This window comes from bacterium, assembly GCA_037143175.1.
In the GTDB taxonomy this organism is placed as follows: Bacteria; Verrucomicrobiota; Kiritimatiellia; order CAIKKV01; family CAITUY01; genus JAABPW01.
Genome location: JBAWZF010000031.1, coordinates 15714 through 33226 on the forward strand (window position 1 = coordinate 15714; position 17513 = coordinate 33226).

A 17513-nucleotide genomic window follows, 5' to 3' on the forward strand; every position below is an offset into this window, starting at 1 on the left:
AAAGGCGGCCGGGTTGCCCTGGCCGCCTTTTTGATTTTCTCTTGAAGACCTTAGTTGATCTTCTTCATTTCCCGGCGCTTGGTGACGATTTCTTCAGCCAGGCCAAACGGTACGGCTTCATAATGTTCGAAGTGCATCGTGTACGAGGCGCGGCCCTGTGAAATGGTGCGCACCACATTTGAGTAGCCGAACATTTCGCTGAGCGGAACCATGGCGCGGATGACTTTGTATTCCGCCTGTTCATCCATGGAGTCGATACGGCCCCGGCGTTGACATACCGAGCCCGTGGCGGCGCCCATGTAGTCTTCCGGGGTGACCACTTCCACCGACATGACCGGTTCCAGAAGGTGCGGCTTGCTTTCCAGAAAGAGCTTGTGGAAGCCGGCGCGGGCCGCTTCAACAAAGGCGAATTCATTCGAGTCAACCTCATGGTAAGACCCGTCGTAAAGCACGACTCGCATATCCACCACAGGAAATCCGGCAATCGGGCCCTTCATCATTGCTTTGATCACACCTTTTTCAACAGGGGCAATGAAGTTCTGAGGAATACGGCCACCGCGGACTTCGTTGACGAACTCAAACCCTTCACCGGGGGCGAGAGGTTCAAGACGCATACAGACATGCGCGAACTGACCACGGCCACCAGACTGCTTGACGTGTTTGTATTCGCCATCGGACAGGCAGGTGCCCGTTTCCCGGTAAGCCACTTCAGGGCGGCCTACCTGGGCCACCACGCCGTACTCACGTTTCATGCGCTCAACAAGCACTTCCAGATGAAGTTCACCCATACCTGCGATGATGGTTTCCTTTGTTTCGTCATCAAAACTGACCACGAAAGTAGGATCTTCATCCGCGAGAGCATGGAGAGAATGGCTCAATTTCTCATCATCCGCCCGGCTCTCAGGCTTAATGCTGATGGAAATGACGGGGGCGGGGAACTCAATGGACTCAAGGACGATGGAGTCGTCTTCGAAGCATAAGGTGTCCCCGGTTTTGGTTTGCTGCAAACCGACCGCGGCCACGATATCACCGCAACGGGCGATATCAATGGATTCCTGCCGGTTGGCATGCATTCGCAGTAGACGGCCGATGCGCTGCTCTTTTTTCTGAGTGCTGTTATACACCGGCTTGCCTGAGGTGATTGAGCCTGAATAGATTCGAATGAAAACGATTTTCCCCATGTGCTTGTCGGCCGCGATCTTAAAGGCCAACGCGGAGAAAGGCTCGTTTTCGGAATGGATCCGGTGCACTTCCTTTTCGCCCACGCGTCCGATCACCGGGGCAATGTCCGCAGGGGAGGGAAGGAAGTCGACGACACCGTCCAGAAGGCGCTGAACACCTTTGTTTTTGAAAGCAGAGCCGCAATAAACGGGGATCACCTTGCGGTCAATGGTCGCCCTTCGCATGCTGGCCATGATTTCTTCTTCCGACAGGTCGCCGGTCTCAAGGAATTTCTCAAGAAGCACGTCATTTTGCTCGGCGCATTTCTCAACGAGGAAAGCGCGCCATTTCTTGGCTTCTTCAAGGCGGTCATCCCGGATGGGGTCTTCCGTCCAAGTCTGGCCGCGATCCTGTTCGTTGTAATTAATTTCCTTCATCTTGATCAGATCGATGATGCCTGAGAAGGCTTCTTCTTTACCAATCGGAATGACGATCGGAACGGCGTTGGCGCCCAGGATCCTCTGGATTTTTTCAACAACGCCGTAGAAATCAGCGCCTGTGCGATCCATTTTGTTAATGAATGCAATTTTTGGAACGCTGTATTTTTCGCTCTGGCGCCAGACTTGTTCAGACTGGGGTTGAACACCGCCCACGGCGCAGAAAAGAGCCACGGCCCCATCCAGCACGCGCAGACTGCGTTCAACTTCAGCCGTGAAGTCAACATGCCCTGGGGTATCGATCAGGGAAATGCGATGTTCGCGCCAGTGCGTGGTGGTGGCGGCGGAGGTAATGGTAATTCCGCGTTCCTGCTCCTGGTCCATCCAGTCCATCGTGGCGGCACCATCATGAACCTCACCGATTTTGTGGGTTTTACCGGAGTAGAAAAGAATACGCTCACTGCACGTGGTTTTACCCGCGTCAATATGCGCCATAATTCCGATGTTTCGAATCTGCGATAATCCAATCTTGTCGTCAGCCATAATGAGTTCCTCAAAAAAGAATACACTACCCGTGAACTTTTCCCGGGTAAAATCGCGCGCACTATGAGGTGATAGACGTTGAGAATCAAGGAAAAACTGGTTAATATGTCACATGATCAAAGAGCCAAAAGAAGGATATTTTAAATTTTCCCCGCATTTTATTGAGTCGATGGCCTTTCCGCCTGCAATTCTGGCTTCGCTAAATCTCTGGCGAGAGCGGCTTTTCATCCTCCAGTTGATCGGTATGTATCAGGAGGGTGAATTGAAAGGGATCGGATATGGTAACATAAGCACCCGGTCAGCCGGAGGCTTTATGATCACTGCAACACGAACGGGTGGATTGGAACATCTTGGTTCGCAGCACTATACGGAGATTGTGCATGTTGATTTGGAGCGTAATGCCGTTGATTTTCGGGCGGAATCTTCGCTTACGACGCCTTCCGCGGAATGCATGACGCATGCGGCATTTTATCAGGCCGATCCGGCGATCGGGGCGGTGATTCATGTGCATCATCTTGATTTCTGGCGCCGTCTCCTTAATACCGTGCCTACAACAGCTCCTGATGTGGCATATGGGACCCCTGAAATGGCCCGCGAGATTCTTCGCCTTTATCGTGAAACCGACCTGTCTCAGCGGAAACTAGCCGTGATGGCCGGGCATGAGGAAGGCGTGATCTCGATCGGCCGCGATTTGGATGAGGCCGGGACGGTGCTGCTCACTGCTCACTGTTCACTGGCTTAACTGCCCCCTGGCGAAGGAAGAGAATGCCGCCAGGGAGTCCCCAGATCAGCATGAAAATAAAGGGGATGAAGGCGAGTAACAGGGCTTTATCGTTGGTGACGCCAAGTGTCGACCAGAGTTGGATGGAAGCAAATTCCCTTATTCCCGTGCCGCCCGGTGTAAGAGGAATAGCGCTAATCAAGCCTATCATCGGAATAAAGGAAAGGTAGTCAAGAAAGGTGACGTTAATCCCCAGCGCATTACCCACACACCAACCCACCCCGACAAATGAGATTTGAACCACCACTGAGGTGAGCGCCAGGCGCAGCAAAAGTCGCGGGTTGGCCCGGCATACATAAAATGCGTTATAGACCCGTTCAACTGTTTCCAGAACATTGCCTACGAGTCGGATATGATTCCACTTTTTGATCCAGGGGAAAACTTCAAAAAGATGGACGCTAAACGCCACGATGCTGCCGCCTAGTAGGATGGCGCAGGCGGTTAATGCCGGCCAGGCATAGACGCGGGACACGGCCTGGGCCATAAAGAAATCCCAGCGGGTCAGAATCATCACTCCGACGATGAGTGCTATGACCAATAAGCCGATGATCCGGTCAATCAAGATGGAGGAGACCGCTTCCGTTTTTTTGTGATTGGTCTCCCGCGCGGTATAATAGGCTTTAACAAGATCCCCGCCCGTAGGACCGATCATAAAAGAGTTAAAAAAAAGCCCGATAAAAAAGATTGAGTTGACCCGGCGCCAGCCGAGTTTCATGTCCTGTGCGTCGAGGATCATTTTCCAGCGGGCCATGCACAACATGACTGGCAGAAGACATAGAAGAAATCCACCCAGCAACCAGGGCCATTCGCCCGCTGTGGATTGCAGGGTCGTTTTCAGTTGGCCCATGTCCATCTTTTTGAAAATAAAGGCGAGCACAGCAACAGCAATGCCGAGCTTCAGAACGGTTGAAAAAGTCTGGCTTACTTTGCTCATGGTTGATTCAGGATGTCGCTTAGGGTTTGATCCAGGGGGATGATGGAGGCCCAGTCGGTATCGTGACGGATTCTGTCCGTATTGAGAGTCGGATTTTCATCGGTCGGGCGATAGAAGGCCGGGTCCCGGCTGATATCAGGTTTCACGCCGGCTAACTCGCAGAGGCGGGTGAGCACGTCCCCTACCCGGACTTCATGACCGGAGGCGATGTTGTAGGCCTTACCCACATTTCCTTTTTCAATGAGAAGACGGTAGGCGCGGACAATGTCACGAACATCGGTGAAGTCGCGCCGATTATCGAGATTGCCGACTTTCATGGATGGGGGGGCTCCGTCCCGGATGGCAGCGACTTGCCTGGCAAATGAGGCAATTGCAAATTTGGGTGACTGACCCGGTCCGATGTGGTTATGCGGACGGGCGACGAGGACGTTCATTTTATATTGTTTGGCGTAGAGCAGACAAATCTGATCGGCAGCAGCCTTGGAGATGGCGTAGAAGGTATCCGGGCCGAGTAATTCGTCTTCATGAATAGGGGCGGATCGAGTGCGCATGCCGTATACATGAGAGGTGGAGATAAACAGGATGCGGGCTTGGGAAGATGTTTTGCGGAATGCCTCCAAAACATGAGTGGTGCCCGCAAGATTGATATCAAATATTTTGGCCGGGTCGCCTATGCCGGAGGGGACAAAGGCCCATGCCGCGAGATGAATACAGGCATCGGCATGGGCCTCATTCACGGCTTTATCAGTTGCTTCGGCATCCGTAATATTGGCTGAAACATAAGTTGAGGACGTTAACCAGGCGGGTGTGTTTCCGATATCCAGGCCTATCACCTCATGGCCGTTGAAGGTCAATTCATTGATTAAATGCCTGCCGACAAATCCACAGGCCCCTGTAACTAATATTTTCATACGATGACTCTCATCTTTTACGTCTCACTTTTCACGTTTTCGCCCAGGCGGTTTGAATGATTTTCAGCCCTGCCGCGATGTCCTCGGCGGCCACTGATGGGGAGGGTTCAAGCACGCGGATGATATCATCCTGGGCGACTTCTTTAAACAATTCAAATTTAGTGGCTCCCGCTGGCGGCATCAGGTGGTCGGTGGCGGGTGGGCGGACATCATGGATATGCATGCCGGCGAGCCAGGGGCGTAATCGTTTCGCCCAGCGGGCATGGCTGATCAATCCGATATTTTCCCTGATCTGCCCATGCCCCATATCAAGCCAGCAACGGAGTCGGGGTGAGTTGTAATGCGACAAGAGACGTTCCATTTCGACCTCAGTGGGGATCGACTCCCAGGTCGGCAGAATCTCGAAAGCCAGTGTGCGTTGGGTTTCTTCAAGCAGGGGCATCAGGCGTTCGATGCCGGCGTAGAGATGGGGGAGTTGAGCCGTCACCGCTTTCTCGCGGGCGACAATAAGTTGCATCCGGATCTTCTCATAATCCTCATCATATTGACGCCCGGCTGCTGTCAACTCCACAAGCTGCGGGGAGAACATTTTCATTTCCACATTGCCAGCGTGAACCACCACGACGCGGGCTCCAATTTCGGCGGCGAAGCGGATGGTGTTTTCAAGATAATGCAAGGCGTTGGCGCGGATATTGGGATCAGAAGCCGAGAGGGTAAAAGGTTCAGGCGAAGGGAAGGGAACGGGAGGGAGCGGACAGTAGGCGTGCAGGCTATCCACTTTTACGCGGCCGGCGGCGACCATACTACGTACACCGGAGACCAGATTCGGGGTGAGATCAAAGCCTAATTCGACATGATCAAACCCGAGGTCGAGAATTTCCTCAAGCATGGCCTCGCCGGTTTCATGCCGGCGGGCATTCCAACGAGTTGTCAGGCTGAAGATCATGGGCTAACAGAAAAAAAGCTCCCTGAATTTGGAAATCCAGGGAGCTTTCAGAGATTCATTAATTGAATCAGGCGATATTGTACGCCGCGCGTGCGCGGGCACGGGCTGCCTTGCGTCGGCGTTGCTCGCTGGGCTTTTCGAAATAACGGTTGGCACGAATTTCCTTCATAATGCCTTCCTTATCCATAATTTTCTTCAAGCGCCGCAGAGCTTTGTCAACGGTTTCGCCGCGTCTAATTTTGACTTGAGCCACGTGTAATGTCACCTTCCCTTCGTGATCCGGATCCTGATTTAGCTGATCCTTGAATCAAACAGGCGCATGGTATACTGGAGTTTGGCGGATAATTCAAGGAATTCTTTGCCTGAAGTCATGGTGGGGCACAGTAGGCGTTTGTAAATCGTGGTCCTGTTATTAGGAGAGGATCGGGTGGGGCGAATTCCAGATGGTCAAAGTCGCTGGCCTTGGTTATCTTGCCAGCTACATTATGAACGAAGGAGCGGGCATGAGTTCTGTAATCAGCGGGTTGCACAAATTTGGCGAATCACGATGGGGGCGGGTACTGGCCTGGGGGCTATTGCTTTTGAGCCTTGTTAATGTCGCGGTATTGATGCTCATGGCCATCAAAGGGGGACCGTTGAGTCGTGTCATTCATGCCACCCATCCTCAACCCCGGTTTGGACTGGTTTTTTGTGGTTGGTTTGGTTGGTTCTTTTTGCGGTATGGGTTGAATTATAGTCGGCGGCAGTGGTTTGTCTTTTCAGGACGTTTAGTGTTATGTGCGTTTAGTACGGCATTGGCATTTCTGGTGGCGGAAGTCGGGCTGCGGGTCATTCTAAAGCGAACCCAGGAAAGTCAGTCACTGGATCGATTGGATGCAATTTCTTCTAAACTGACCAAAGAGACGATCAGCAGTTCCCATCCTCTGGCGGCCATTGTCAGGCGGAGTTCATTCCCGGGACTGGTTTATGAGTTACAACCCCGGCTGGTGATGGATTTCGGGCACCACTGGGTTCGAATTAATAGTTCTGGCATGCGTGATGTCCGGGAATACCCGGAGGCCAAGGGGACGAACACGTTCCGGATTGTCGGCTTGGGTGATTCCGGCATGTTCGGTTGGGATGTGGAGCAGGAGGATCCCTATATGGCGGTTCTGGGCCGTCAGCTTAATGCGAGGGGCGATGGCCGCGTCTATGAAGTTTTGAATTTCGGGGTGCCGGGTTATAACACCCAGCTTGAGCTCGAAATGCTGAAGTGCCGGGCGCTGGCATTTGCCCCGGATATTGTCGTGATTGGCTGGTGCGACAATGATTTTAACTACCCTTTTTTCATTCCCCAAAAAAGCCAATGGAGCCGGAAAAATACTTCTTTCCTCTACTACCTCGTTTTTAACCGCCAGAAATTTGCTGAGATTGCCTTAAATCGCATTAGCGATATGCGTGAATATAAGGAGGGCAATGTCCCTGAATATTTTAAAGGCGGAACAGATATTAGCGGGGTAAAACAGTGTTTCGCCGAGATCATGGAGTTAAGCCGCAAACATCGGTTCAATGTACTTGTGTTCGGGCCTATGCAACGCGAGGCGGTGGAGATCTGTAAAGAAGTGGGTGTGCCGTACTTTAACACCCATGAGCGGATCTCTGAGACTCAGTATCCTCCCGAATATCTCGTTCACTATATGCATCCGGCACCAGCAGGACACAAGGTATTGGCGGAGTTTATGGAGAAAGAACTGCGTTCGCGCGGCTGGTTACCGAACCCTCTGCCAGCCACGCCACCTCTGCCGCAGTGAGTTTTATTTCTGTGGCTCCGAGATCTTCAGTCAGGTGGCCAACATCGAGCGACCCGATAATGGGAATCACCGGAATGTCCTGATTGAGCAGCCATGGCGGATAAAATTGGAGCCCAGTTTGATTCAGCGCGCCTCTACCGTGAGGGTTGTGAGGTAACACACTGTTCGGGTTTCCGTTGCGGATAAGCAGTCTGAGTGTTAGTTTATCAACGTGAAAATGATAAAAAAGGCGTTGGTTGACATTCAATCCACTCAGGATCTGCTTGAAAAGGCGATGAAACTTTCCGGATTGGTGACGACCGTATTCAAGGAGGCCGGTTGGGATCTTGTTGTTGTAGGTGGCTCTGCGGTGGAATTCTATACAGAGGGGGACTACATGTCCGGTGATGTGGACTTTTGCCGCCGGTCACTCACCCCGATTCCTTTGCGTGTTGCTCAGGAAGTTATGGGGCAACTTGATGCTACGGGTGGGCCCCGGAGCTGGATGGTGGCTGGCTTGTTTGTTGATCTTTTGGGTTTCGTCGAGAATGAAGCCGTTTCACCCTATCGGGAAATCGATACACCCTATGGAAAAATCAGTATCCTGCCAGTCGAATTGGCGTTAGTCGAGCGTGTCCTGACGGCCGTATATCCGCGACCGGATGTAGAGGCAAGGGCAATTGCCAATTTAAGAAGGAGATATCAAATGAAATCAATGCTGGTCTTTAAGGTCTCCTGGACATGGGAAGAGTGGCAGCAAAGTCGTGCGCTCCGCAAGGCGATTTCCCGACAAATTGGACCTCCTGAAACTCGCCGTCAAAAAAGTTCGTCCGATCGTCGTTTGCGTGCCGCCTTTTCCGGACGCCGTGCCCCGTAAGGGCAGGCGGAAGGCACCGCGGAGTCAAGGCACCGCGGAGTCGGCACCGCGGAGTCAGCCCTCAAACGGTAAATATAGTTGCGCTAAGGGGGTTGAGGAGGGTAGCGTTGAGACATGGTAAGGAAATTGAGGGTAGAATATGAGGGAGCGATCTATCACGTGGTGATCCGCGGGGTGGAGCGGCGGAAGGTGTTTAGCGATGATGCGGATCGGGAGCGGTTTCTGGACCGGCTGTCGAAATATGCCGTAGAGATGGAGGGTGGGGGCCGTGAAGCGGTTGCCATTGCCGGAACAGATAGAGGCGTTGCGCGGGTATGTTGTGCAAGTACGGCGGCCTAAGTCAGCGGAATGTTGCTGGTCTCATGGGTGTCGGCACAGGGGCGGCGGTCAGTTTCCAGTTGAAGCGGTTGGAGCAGGCGCTAAAGACGGATAAAATGCTCGCTGGTCGGGTGGATCATATCGAAGGTCTCCTCGGTGGACTACGGCAAAAAGCGAAACTAGCGAAAGGTTTATCGTTTGAGGGCTGACCCCGATCCCTTGGGATAGTGCGATCCATTTCATCGGCCGCGCCGGCTGGATCCGCCGTGTGAAGAATGGAAGCATTCAGGCGTGCCTTGCTGATGGGGAATTGATCCAGGCGTTTGGCCTGCGCTTCGAAGGACGGGGCCCCTGGAGTTGCGACGGTGAAGGAGTTGGGCGGGTTCAACTCCATGGCGGTGCCCCCAGGGTGGTACAGATTTTAAAGGAGAAAATATCATGCACAAAATGAACAGCAGACAAAGAATCAAAGCCATAATTGCTGGGGAGCCTGCGGATCGTTGTGGATTCTGGATGGGGAATCCTGATGCGGCGACCTGGCCGATCTATCATCACTATTTTGGCACCAGCACAGAGGAGGAACTACGGCAGAAACTCGGTGATGATTTGCGTTGGATTTGCCCTCAGTTTTTCCCTGATGTCTATCGTGATCCACAAGGACATGGCATGTTTGACGCAGGATTGAAAAAGGAGAGACATGGACAAGCTGGGCCATTCGCCAACTGCGAGGATGTTCGTGAGGTCGAGGATTACCCCTGGCCCAATCCGGATTATCTGAACTTCGATACCTGTCTGGCGGCGTTGGACAATGCCGGTGAGGTATACCGGGCAAGCGGGTTCTGGACCTGTTTTTATCACAACATCATGGATCTGTTCGGCATGGAAGATTACATGGTGAAGATGTACACGAACCCGGATGTGGTTCATGCCGTTACCGATCGGGTTTGCGGCTTTTATTACGAGGCCAATGAGCGGTTTTTCAAGCTCGCGGGAAACCGGCTGGATGGGTTTTTCTTCGGCAACGATTTTGGCACGCAATTGGATTTAATTTGCGGTCCCGAGCAGTTTGACGAGTTTATCATGCCCTGGTTTAAGCGGTTTACGGAGCAGGGACACCGGTGGGGGTATCAAGTTATCCTGCATTCCTGCGGTGCTATTCATCGTGTGATTGGCCGGCTTGTTGAGTCCGGTGTGGACTGCCTGCATCCGTTGCAGGCGTTGGCCCATAACATGGATGCCGAAACGCTGGCGCGTGACTTTAAGGGGCAGATCGCCTTTATGGGCGGTATCGACACCCAGCATTTGCTGGTGCATGGAACACCTGATGACATCAAAGCTGAGGTGCGGCGTGTCAAAAAGCTGTTGGGACCCGGGTTGATTGTCAGCCCCAGTCATGAGGCGTTATTGCCGAATGTTCCTCCCGCGAATGTACAGGCCATGGCCGAGGCGGCCATCGAATAGACCGTTCTTAATACGAATTGAAGAAGGAACATGACCCGGAGACAATCATGAAAAAAACGATAACTTACGATGCTCATTATATTTCAGGAACCCATTGGGATCGGGAGTGGTACCGCCCTTTTCAGGAATACCGGTTTCTCTTGGTCCGTTTGATGGATGAATTGCTCGACCTGATGGAGCGTGACCCTGATTTTCGGTATTTTCATCTCGACGGGCAAACTTGTGTGTTGGACGACTATCTTGAAATCCGACCGGAGAACCGGGGGAGGTTGGCCTCGCTGATTCGCGAAGGGCGGATCCTGATCGGGCCGTGGTTCACCATGCCCGACCTGTTCTGCGTCGGAGATGAGGCCCTTATCCGCAACCTGTTACTTGGACGCCGGATTGCGGGCGAGTGGGGCGTGGAGCCCATGCCGGTGGGGTTTGTGTGCGACATGTTCGGGCATCCTTCACAATTGCCCCAGATTTTTGCAGGATTTGGCATGCGCGACGTGCTTCTTGGCCGCGGCACCAACGAATCCACTACCCCCATGTTTTTCACGTGGGAGGCACCGGATGGTTCCCGTTGTTTCACCTTCAAATTGCAGGATTTGCAGGGATATGGCGCGCTGGCAGTGCCGCGCACGGTGATGGAGGTTGACACCTTTCTGACCAGCGGAATGAAAGAATTCGGAGCGGATCTGATGGCGGCCGGTGATGACGCGGATGCGGTCACAGCCGTTCGTGAAAAGCATTGCCGCAAGGAAATGGCCGCCTATGTGCGCCACGAGATGAGCCGTGCCAACGGAAAAACCCTATGCCTGATGGATGCGATGGACCACATTGCTCCCGCTTCAGAGGTTAAGCGATATCTCCGGCTCATCCGTGCGGCTTGTCCGGAAGTGCGGCCGCATCACTCCACGCTTCCGGAGTTTTTCAAGGAGGCACGTCGCACGGCCCGGTCGCTGCCCTTACGCCGGGGAGAACTGCGCGAACCCAGTCAGAACAAAGCGCCCTATCTGTGGCTGATCCCCAACTGTGTCTCGGCGCGGGTACGGATGAAGCAGGCTAATGATACCTGTCAGAATCTGCTCGAGAAATGGGTTGAACCCCTGGTTGCTATAGCCAATCTGAACGGGGCAAACATGCCTGAACAGCACCTCCGGGTGGCCTGGCGCAATGTGTTGCTCAATCATGCGCATGATTCTATCTGTGGCTGCTCCATCGATCAAGTTCATCGCGATATGATGTACCGCTACGATCAGGCGCGAGTGCTGGGAGAGCAGTTGCGGGTACAGGCGTTAGGCGCATTGACGGCAGGGTGCGGCGATCTTGCTCGGGCTAAAGACGAGTTTACGCTCACGCTTGTGAATGCCCTGCCGACTACAAGGGATGAAGCTGTGACGTTTGATGTGGATCTACCGACCGACTGGCCGACGGATTCTGCCGACGGATTCAATACTCAACGGCTTAAAACATTCGTATTGGAGGATGCCGCAGGCAACACCGTTCCGTATCAGAGGTTGGCCTTTATTCCCAAAACCAGCGAACGCTCGCGGTTTGCCAGATTCTGTTTCATTAGTGACGGCGATTTCACACGCTACACGGTTGCCGCACGGGTTGAACTTCCCGCCTGCGGCTTTGTTTCGCTTCGTGTCAAGCCGTCCCCGATGCCGGTACGGAGCGTGGGGACCCTGCGCACCGGACCGACTTCGGCAGAAAACGAGTATCTGGCGGTTGCGATCGCATCCAACGGGACACTCACGCTCACGGACAAGGTTACCGGTCAGTCGTATACGGATCTGTTAATCTTCGAGGATCGAAGTGAGGTTGGTGACGGCTGGTTTCACGGGCATTCGCTTAACGATGAACAACGGCTATCAACGGCCAGTGCGGCGCAGGTAGCCGTGGTTTATGACGGGCCTGAGATCGTGTCGTTCCGCGTAACGGTGACCCTGATGGTCCCGGCCTGCTACGACCACGCCTTGGAGCGGCCTGTAATTGAACAGGTTCCGCTGATCGTCTCCAGCCAGATTTCATTACGGCGTGGTGCCCGTGTTGTGGATGTGGAGACGCATATCGATAACACGGTCGAGGATCACCGGCTGAAGGTGCTGTTACCTACGGATTGTGCGGGGGCTAAGACGTACTTGGCGCACCATCCTTTCGATTTCGTTGAGCGGGAAATCCGGGTAGATGCCGCGACGTCCACTTGGCAGGAGATGGAGCAGGCGGAGAAGCCATTCCTGGGGATGCAGTCCGTGGCGGCGGGAAGGCGTGGGCTGGCCTTTCTCTCGGCGGGTGGACTGCACGAGGGCGGTGTGGCTGATGACCGACGTCGGACGATGCAGATCACGTTGCTGCGTTCCTTCCGCAAGACTGTAGGGACGAGCGGAGAATCGGATGGGTTGGAACGTGGGCTAATTATCCATCGTTTTGCACTCATGCCGTTTGGTGGCGTATTGCCACGCGCCGAGGCCATGCGTGAACTCGCTAAAATTCAGGCAGGCATCATTAGTCGTCAGACCGGATCCCGGCCATCCGGATACCCGGCGATGACGGGTAAGGAACCAGCGACGCAGAGTTTTATCGAGGTGAAAGCGGGAAGGTTGGTGCTGTCTTCGATAAAGCCGGCCGAGCAGGGGGGGGGGCTGGTTATCCGGCTATGGAATCCGACGGGGCAAAGGTGGGCCGACACGATCCGTTTATGGCGAAAGGTGAAGGACTCGAAGTATATCGATCTGAATGAGAAGCCGATAAAGAATTCGGGGGTACCTCGTGTGGTCGGGAATGAGATTACCGTGAGTGCAGGAGCGCATCAAATCGTAACCATAAACGTAACCATGAACTGAAAACGAAATTGATTCTAAATCCCATCAAAGATTTCAGTGTGACAGGGGACGGGCGCGATGATCGGTATAGGCCGCGCAGTGTTGTGCGGCGGCGATGGTTTCGGCCCGCTCCCTGACACTATCGCAGATGGCGGTGAGTTCAACAGACTACCGGCGGAAGCGCATGTCATGACCGGGTTGAGAGGGGAATACCGGCACTTCGCTCCTTGGAGCCGTGTGAACGATAGGCGTGGGGAGTGCAGTGGCAATGGCGGCGGAATGCCTTGGAGAAGGTGAAGGCGTCGGAATATCCCGTCTGGAAGGCGATTTCCTTCACCAGGAGGTCGCTCTGGCGCAGCAGATTGCGCGCGGCGTCGAGACGAAGCTCGTCGCGGTAGCGGCCGGGAGAAACGCCGTAACGGTGCTTGAACAGTCGTCCGAGATGTGCGGGAGTCACTCCCGCCCGGGCGGCTACTGCCGCCAGTCCGCCCGCTCGGGTGTAATGGGCATCAAGATAATCGTGGGCGCTGACTTCAGGGGATCGCATCGCCGGGGTGCCGGGCAATTGTTGTCCGCCCAGAACACCTGCAATAAACGCGAACAACTGCAGGACGCCCAGGTGGAGATTCAAGACAGGTATGGGGCCGGATGACGACAGGGTGTCGCGAAGACTGGCCAGAAGGGGCGGAAGCGTGAGCATGGCGGATTCGGGCATCTGGATCACCGAAGGGGCGTTCCGCAGGGGAATTCCTGTGTAATGGTTCAGGAGTGAGAGCCACGATGGCGGCGATTCCATACCTTCGTAGGCGAAGGTGATGGCATGATAACGGGTAATCCCTTTACTGCGGGGGAGAAAGCAGTGCGCCTCACCGGGAGCCGTGAGGAGGCAGAGCCCGCGACGGGTCGGAATCTTGCGCCCCTCCAGGATCATCTCGTTGTCCGCCTGACAAAACAGCACGAGATGAAATACCTCATGGCGATGTTCGCGCTGCCTTGTAGATCCCTCGTGTTTCTCGAACAGGGTGAGATTGGTGAGGTAGAAGCGTCCGCACCCGGGAAAACTCATGCACGCTGGCGCCGCTTGACTTTGCGACGTCGCCGTGAACCGTGCCTCAGTCGCAGAAATATCATTAATTGACATGGTTAAATCCTAATATGACATGATTATGGCGTCAACAAGCAGTATTATGACATAGTAGTATACGTCTTAATAAGTTGAAGCAGGAGGATTCAGTCATGGGTGCATACGAACAGGCAACGGCGGAACAGCGGCAGCAGGTCGATCAATTGTTGGCCGATACAAAGGCCAATGGCGGTTTGGCCCCGGTTGATATCGAGCGTTTCTGGGCCGATCAGGAAGTTGCGAATAAGGATCCCTTTGGCGCCGATATCCCACAGATTCCCCTCGGAGCGATCTGCAACTGGGAATGTGTGTTTGATGAACTGGGGGTGGCGCAGGATTGGTGGCGCTTCCAGTACACGGACGAAGCATGGGCGCTCGACTTGAGCCGGCGCTACAACGATCTGTCTGAAAAAATCGTGGGACGTCGCCTGCTTACCGAAAAGTCTGTCGACCGGACTTTACAATGCCCGGAAGTCAAGGGCTTGAATGATATCTTCGAATCCAAAAATGTTTGGGAAGGAGGCGCGACCGGGTCATGGTGGCTAAAGCAGTCAGCCAGCACCCCGGGTGAACTGGTAAGGCTCCTGGATCGTGTGGAGCAGCGACTGGAGCATTTACATGATTTTCTGCTGCCCGATAACTGGTCTGATGAGAAACGTCGTCTGGACGCCCTGGGTGTGAAGCTGCCGCTCTATCGATGGCAGCGTGGTCCCTGCACGTTTGCCTGTTCCGTGTATGGCATTGAAAATATGTTGTTTCTCTTCTTTGATGATCCCGCCCTGATGCGCCGATTTGGTGACCTGATCCAGCGGGCCATTCTGGAGCGGGCGCGGGTGATTGACGAGGAGGCGGGATTCACGCCGGATACTGCGCCGAAAGGGTGGGGGTGGGCGGATGATAATTGCTGCCTCTTTAATGCAGAGATATACGAGTGGTTTGCCATGCCGATCCACAGAGCCGTTTTTGCCCGGTATGCGCCGAAACCCGAGGACTGGCGTTATCAGCATAGCGATTCAAACATGGGCCACCTGCTGCCCTTGCTCTCGGAATTGGACCTCAAGGGAACCAATTTCGGCCCGACCCTGACAGTTGCAGAGATTCGTCAATACTGTCCGAACGCTGTGATTGACGGGCAACTGGCGCCGTTTACCTTCAGCCGGAACGAGGAGGCCAATATGGTGGCCGAGTTCCTTCGCGATTTCGAGCAGGCTAAAGTAAAACGCGGATTGCGATTCGCCGCAGCAGGCTCCATCAACAACGGTAGCCGGTTGACCGGCATGCGCCTGCTGATGGCCGCCATCCAGCGCTATGGCCGCTATTAATTGTTTTCTCTGTGGAATTACCTCTCTGACTTGGTGCCTCGAGCTATGTCAGGTCCGAAAAGAGATTATTGATATCCAACGACTTGCACGGCAGGTGTCCCTGGAGTCCCTGACCCACAATCCGGTGATTACTCGCGGGCGCGGGACCGGTAGGCGGAAGGCGTTAGTCCCGCAGTCCGTTTGAACTGCCTGGAGAAGAGGAAGATGTCGCCGTAGCCAGCACGCTTAGCCACCTCGCTGACGCTCAAAGTGGTCCCGCGTAGCAACTCCTTGGCCAGTACGACCCTGGCGTTGATCACGTATTGCCGGGGGCTGAGGCCGGTCTGGGTCTTGAACAACCGCGAAAAGTGGCTGCGCGTGTAGCCGGCCTTTTCCGCCAGTCGGTTGACTCCGCCCAGATCGTGCAGGTGTTCCTGGATGTGGGCCGTGAACCGGCGCCAGGCCACGGGTTCCTCGGCGGCCTGCGGTCCGGGGATTAAGGGGGTGTCGTGCGTGAGTTTGATCAGCAACCCGCGCAGCAGGCTGTTCGCTGCCGTCTCGAGTTCCGGCGGCAGGGCCATTCCCGCGCGGGCGTCCATGGCGCGCTCGGCGATCCAGCGGGTGACCTCCTCCGCGAGACGCGGGGACCGCACGGTGAGTTGCTCCGGCGGCAGGTGCGCCGAGTCCGGGGGGATGACCCGGCCCTGCGCATCGAGCAGGTCGAAGTGGATCGCCGTCACGCCCAGCGGATTGCGGGGGCTTTGCGAGCATTCATAGGTCCACCCCGGCCGCGACCAGTGACAAAACCCGGCGTGGATCGGCACCTGTCCGGTAGGCAGCCGCCGCTCGCCGCGTCCGGCCCACCAGTAGAGGAGCACGTTGCGCCGTTTGCGCCGTTCCTGCGGCGAGAAGTCCAACCGCGCCATCGCCGGCCACCGCCGCCGCGTGCAGCGGGTCCAGTCAATGCGTACGTCGATACCGTTCCAGTCCATGCCGAGAAAATAGCACAAAATGCCAAATGAGTGAAAGCACAATATGCCATACCCATGCCACGCTTATTAGCACATACTTCGGCTTATCCATGGTAGTCAAGGATTCGATAACACAAGGAGACATGCGAATGAGTAAGTATCGAGAGCATCGTTGGATGGGCGTATTCCCCGCGACCCTATGTCCTTTTCATGAAGACGAATCGATGGATGAAGGCGGCCTGCGCGCCTACATTCGCGACCTGGCCGTGGTTCCGGGCCTTAAGGGCCTCGTGCCCAACGGCCACACCGGCGAGATCATGAGCCTGCGCGAGAGCGAGCGGGCGACGGTCACCCGTATCGTGGCGGAAGAGGTGAAGAAGAGCGGCAGGAGCCTCAAGGTCATCAGCGGCGTCTGTGGTGAGGGCAACCTGTCGGCCATCGACCATGCCATCGCGGCGAAGGAAGCCGGCGCGGACGGCATCCTCCTGATGCCGCCCCACCACTGGCTGCGGTTCGGCCGCACGAGCGCCGAAGCCATCGGGTTCATCGCCGACGTGGCCGAGGGCGCGGATATCGACATCGTCATCCACCAGTATCCGGCCTGGACCAAGGCTGGCTACACGCTCAAGGAAATGCTGGAGATGGTGAAGATCCCGCGGGTCCAATGCATCAAGATGGGCACACGCGACATGGCCCGCTGGCTCTGGGACTACGAGCAGCTCAAGGCCGCCCGTCCGGGCCTGAGCATCATCACCTGCCACGATGAGTACCTGCTGCCAACGCTGCTGGAGGCGGGCGACGGCGCCCTGATCGGGTTCGCCGGGTTTGCTCCCGAGCTCATGGTTGAACTGGTACATGCCTGCCTGGAAGGCGATCTGCCCCGCGCCAAGAAAGCTCAGCAGACCGTTGCGCCGCTGGCCCGGTTGATCTATAACTTCGGCGAACCCGGTTGTGGCGCGCACCAACGCATGAAGGTGGCCAAGTGGCTGCTGGGCGGGATCTCCAGCCCGGTCTTCCGCCGGCCCGTGCGCCCGCTGCCACAAGCCGAGGTGCAACGCCTGCGCGAAGGACTGCAGGCGATCGGGCTGAAGACGGTAAATTAAACGAAACCTGTCGACTGCAATCGAGAAAGAAAGGAAACCGCCACATGCCGAACACCCTCCCCATCCC

General features: G+C 55.3%; 16 protein-coding genes. 9 read left to right on the forward strand and 7 right to left on the reverse strand.

What is annotated here, in order from left to right:
- Window positions 1-50: 50 nt before the first annotated feature.
- On the reverse strand, window positions 51-2141 hold the full coding sequence (gene fusA / locus WCI03_10165) for an elongation factor G (protein MEI8140218.1): 2091 nt from the start codon (window positions 2139-2141) through the stop codon (window positions 51-53).
- A 112-nt stretch (window positions 2142-2253) separates the two neighbouring features.
- Here fusA and WCI03_10170 point away from each other — a divergent pair, with 112 nt between their 5' ends.
- Complete coding sequence (locus WCI03_10170; protein MEI8140219.1) at window positions 2254-2883, forward strand: class II aldolase/adducin family protein; 630 nt, start codon at window positions 2254-2256, stop codon at window positions 2881-2883.
- Here the strand turns inward: WCI03_10170 and WCI03_10175 are convergent.
- The 4 genes from WCI03_10175 to rpsU all read right to left on the reverse strand — a co-directional run bounded on the left by WCI03_10175 (window position 2858) and on the right by rpsU (window position 5966).
- Complete coding sequence (locus WCI03_10175; protein MEI8140220.1) at window positions 2858-3856, reverse strand: lysylphosphatidylglycerol synthase transmembrane domain-containing protein; 999 nt, start codon at window positions 3854-3856, stop codon at window positions 2858-2860. The genes WCI03_10170 and WCI03_10175 overlap by 26 nt on opposite strands.
- On the reverse strand, window positions 3853-4767 hold the full coding sequence (locus WCI03_10180; GenBank protein MEI8140221.1) for a GDP-mannose 4,6-dehydratase: 915 nt from the start codon (window positions 4765-4767) through the stop codon (window positions 3853-3855). The genes WCI03_10175 and WCI03_10180 overlap by 4 nt, the downstream gene beginning before the upstream one ends.
- Window positions 4768-4798: 31 nt before the next feature.
- Window positions 4799-5713 carry a TIM barrel protein gene (locus WCI03_10185; protein MEI8140222.1) on the reverse strand — a complete coding sequence of 305 codons (915 nt, stop codon included), beginning with the start codon at window positions 5711-5713 and terminating at the stop codon, window positions 4799-4801.
- Between the two features lie 67 nt (window positions 5714-5780).
- Window positions 5781-5966, reverse strand: a complete 186-nt coding sequence (rpsU, locus tag WCI03_10190; protein MEI8140223.1) for a 30S ribosomal protein S21 — start codon at window positions 5964-5966, stop codon at window positions 5781-5783.
- A 250-nt stretch (window positions 5967-6216) separates the two neighbouring features.
- On the opposite strand from rpsU, the gene WCI03_10195 reads away from it, so the two are divergent.
- The 6 genes from WCI03_10195 to WCI03_10220 all read left to right on the forward strand — a co-directional run bounded on the left by WCI03_10195 (window position 6217) and on the right by WCI03_10220 (window position 12969).
- Complete coding sequence (locus WCI03_10195) at window positions 6217-7503, forward strand: SGNH/GDSL hydrolase family protein (GenBank protein MEI8140224.1); 1287 nt, start codon at window positions 6217-6219, stop codon at window positions 7501-7503.
- Window positions 7504-7714: 211 nt separating this feature from the next.
- Window positions 7715-8359, forward strand: coding sequence for a hypothetical protein (locus WCI03_10200; protein MEI8140225.1), 645 nt, complete (start codon window positions 7715-7717; stop codon window positions 8357-8359).
- 114 nt (window positions 8360-8473) lie between these two features.
- Entirely contained in the window at window positions 8474-8698 is a 225-nt protein-coding gene (locus WCI03_10205) for a hypothetical protein (GenBank protein MEI8140226.1), read from the forward strand.
- A gap of 23 nt (window positions 8699-8721) precedes the next feature.
- A complete protein-coding gene (locus WCI03_10210) occupies window positions 8722-8886 on the forward strand; it encodes a hypothetical protein (protein MEI8140227.1) in 165 nt (54 codons plus the stop codon).
- A gap of 229 nt (window positions 8887-9115) precedes the next feature.
- Window positions 9116-10138, forward strand: coding sequence for a uroporphyrinogen decarboxylase family protein (locus tag WCI03_10215; GenBank protein ID MEI8140228.1), 1023 nt, complete (start codon window positions 9116-9118; stop codon window positions 10136-10138).
- 47 nt (window positions 10139-10185) lie between these two features.
- Window positions 10186-12969, forward strand: coding sequence for a glycoside hydrolase family 38 C-terminal domain-containing protein (locus WCI03_10220; protein MEI8140229.1), 2784 nt, complete (start codon window positions 10186-10188; stop codon window positions 12967-12969).
- Window positions 12970-13135: 166 nt separating this feature from the next.
- On the opposite strand, the gene WCI03_10225 is transcribed toward WCI03_10220, so the two are convergent.
- A complete protein-coding gene (locus tag WCI03_10225; GenBank protein MEI8140230.1) occupies window positions 13136-14089 on the reverse strand; it encodes an AraC family transcriptional regulator in 954 nt (317 codons plus the stop codon).
- Window positions 14090-14184: 95 nt separating this feature from the next.
- Here WCI03_10225 and WCI03_10230 point away from each other — a divergent pair, with 95 nt between their 5' ends.
- On the forward strand, window positions 14185-15393 hold the full coding sequence (locus tag WCI03_10230) for a hypothetical protein (GenBank protein MEI8140231.1): 1209 nt from the start codon (window positions 14185-14187) through the stop codon (window positions 15391-15393).
- Window positions 15394-15521: 128 nt separating this feature from the next.
- Here WCI03_10230 and WCI03_10235 read toward each other — a convergent pair whose 3' ends face one another.
- A complete protein-coding gene (locus WCI03_10235) occupies window positions 15522-16364 on the reverse strand; it encodes an AraC family transcriptional regulator (protein ID MEI8140232.1) in 843 nt (280 codons plus the stop codon).
- A 128-nt stretch (window positions 16365-16492) separates the two neighbouring features.
- On the opposite strand from WCI03_10235, the gene WCI03_10240 reads away from it, so the two are divergent.
- Window positions 16493-17446 (forward strand): dihydrodipicolinate synthase family protein, encoded by a 954-nt coding sequence (locus tag WCI03_10240; protein MEI8140233.1) that lies wholly within the window; start codon window positions 16493-16495, stop codon window positions 17444-17446.
- The last annotated feature ends 67 nt before the right edge of the window (window positions 17447-17513 follow it).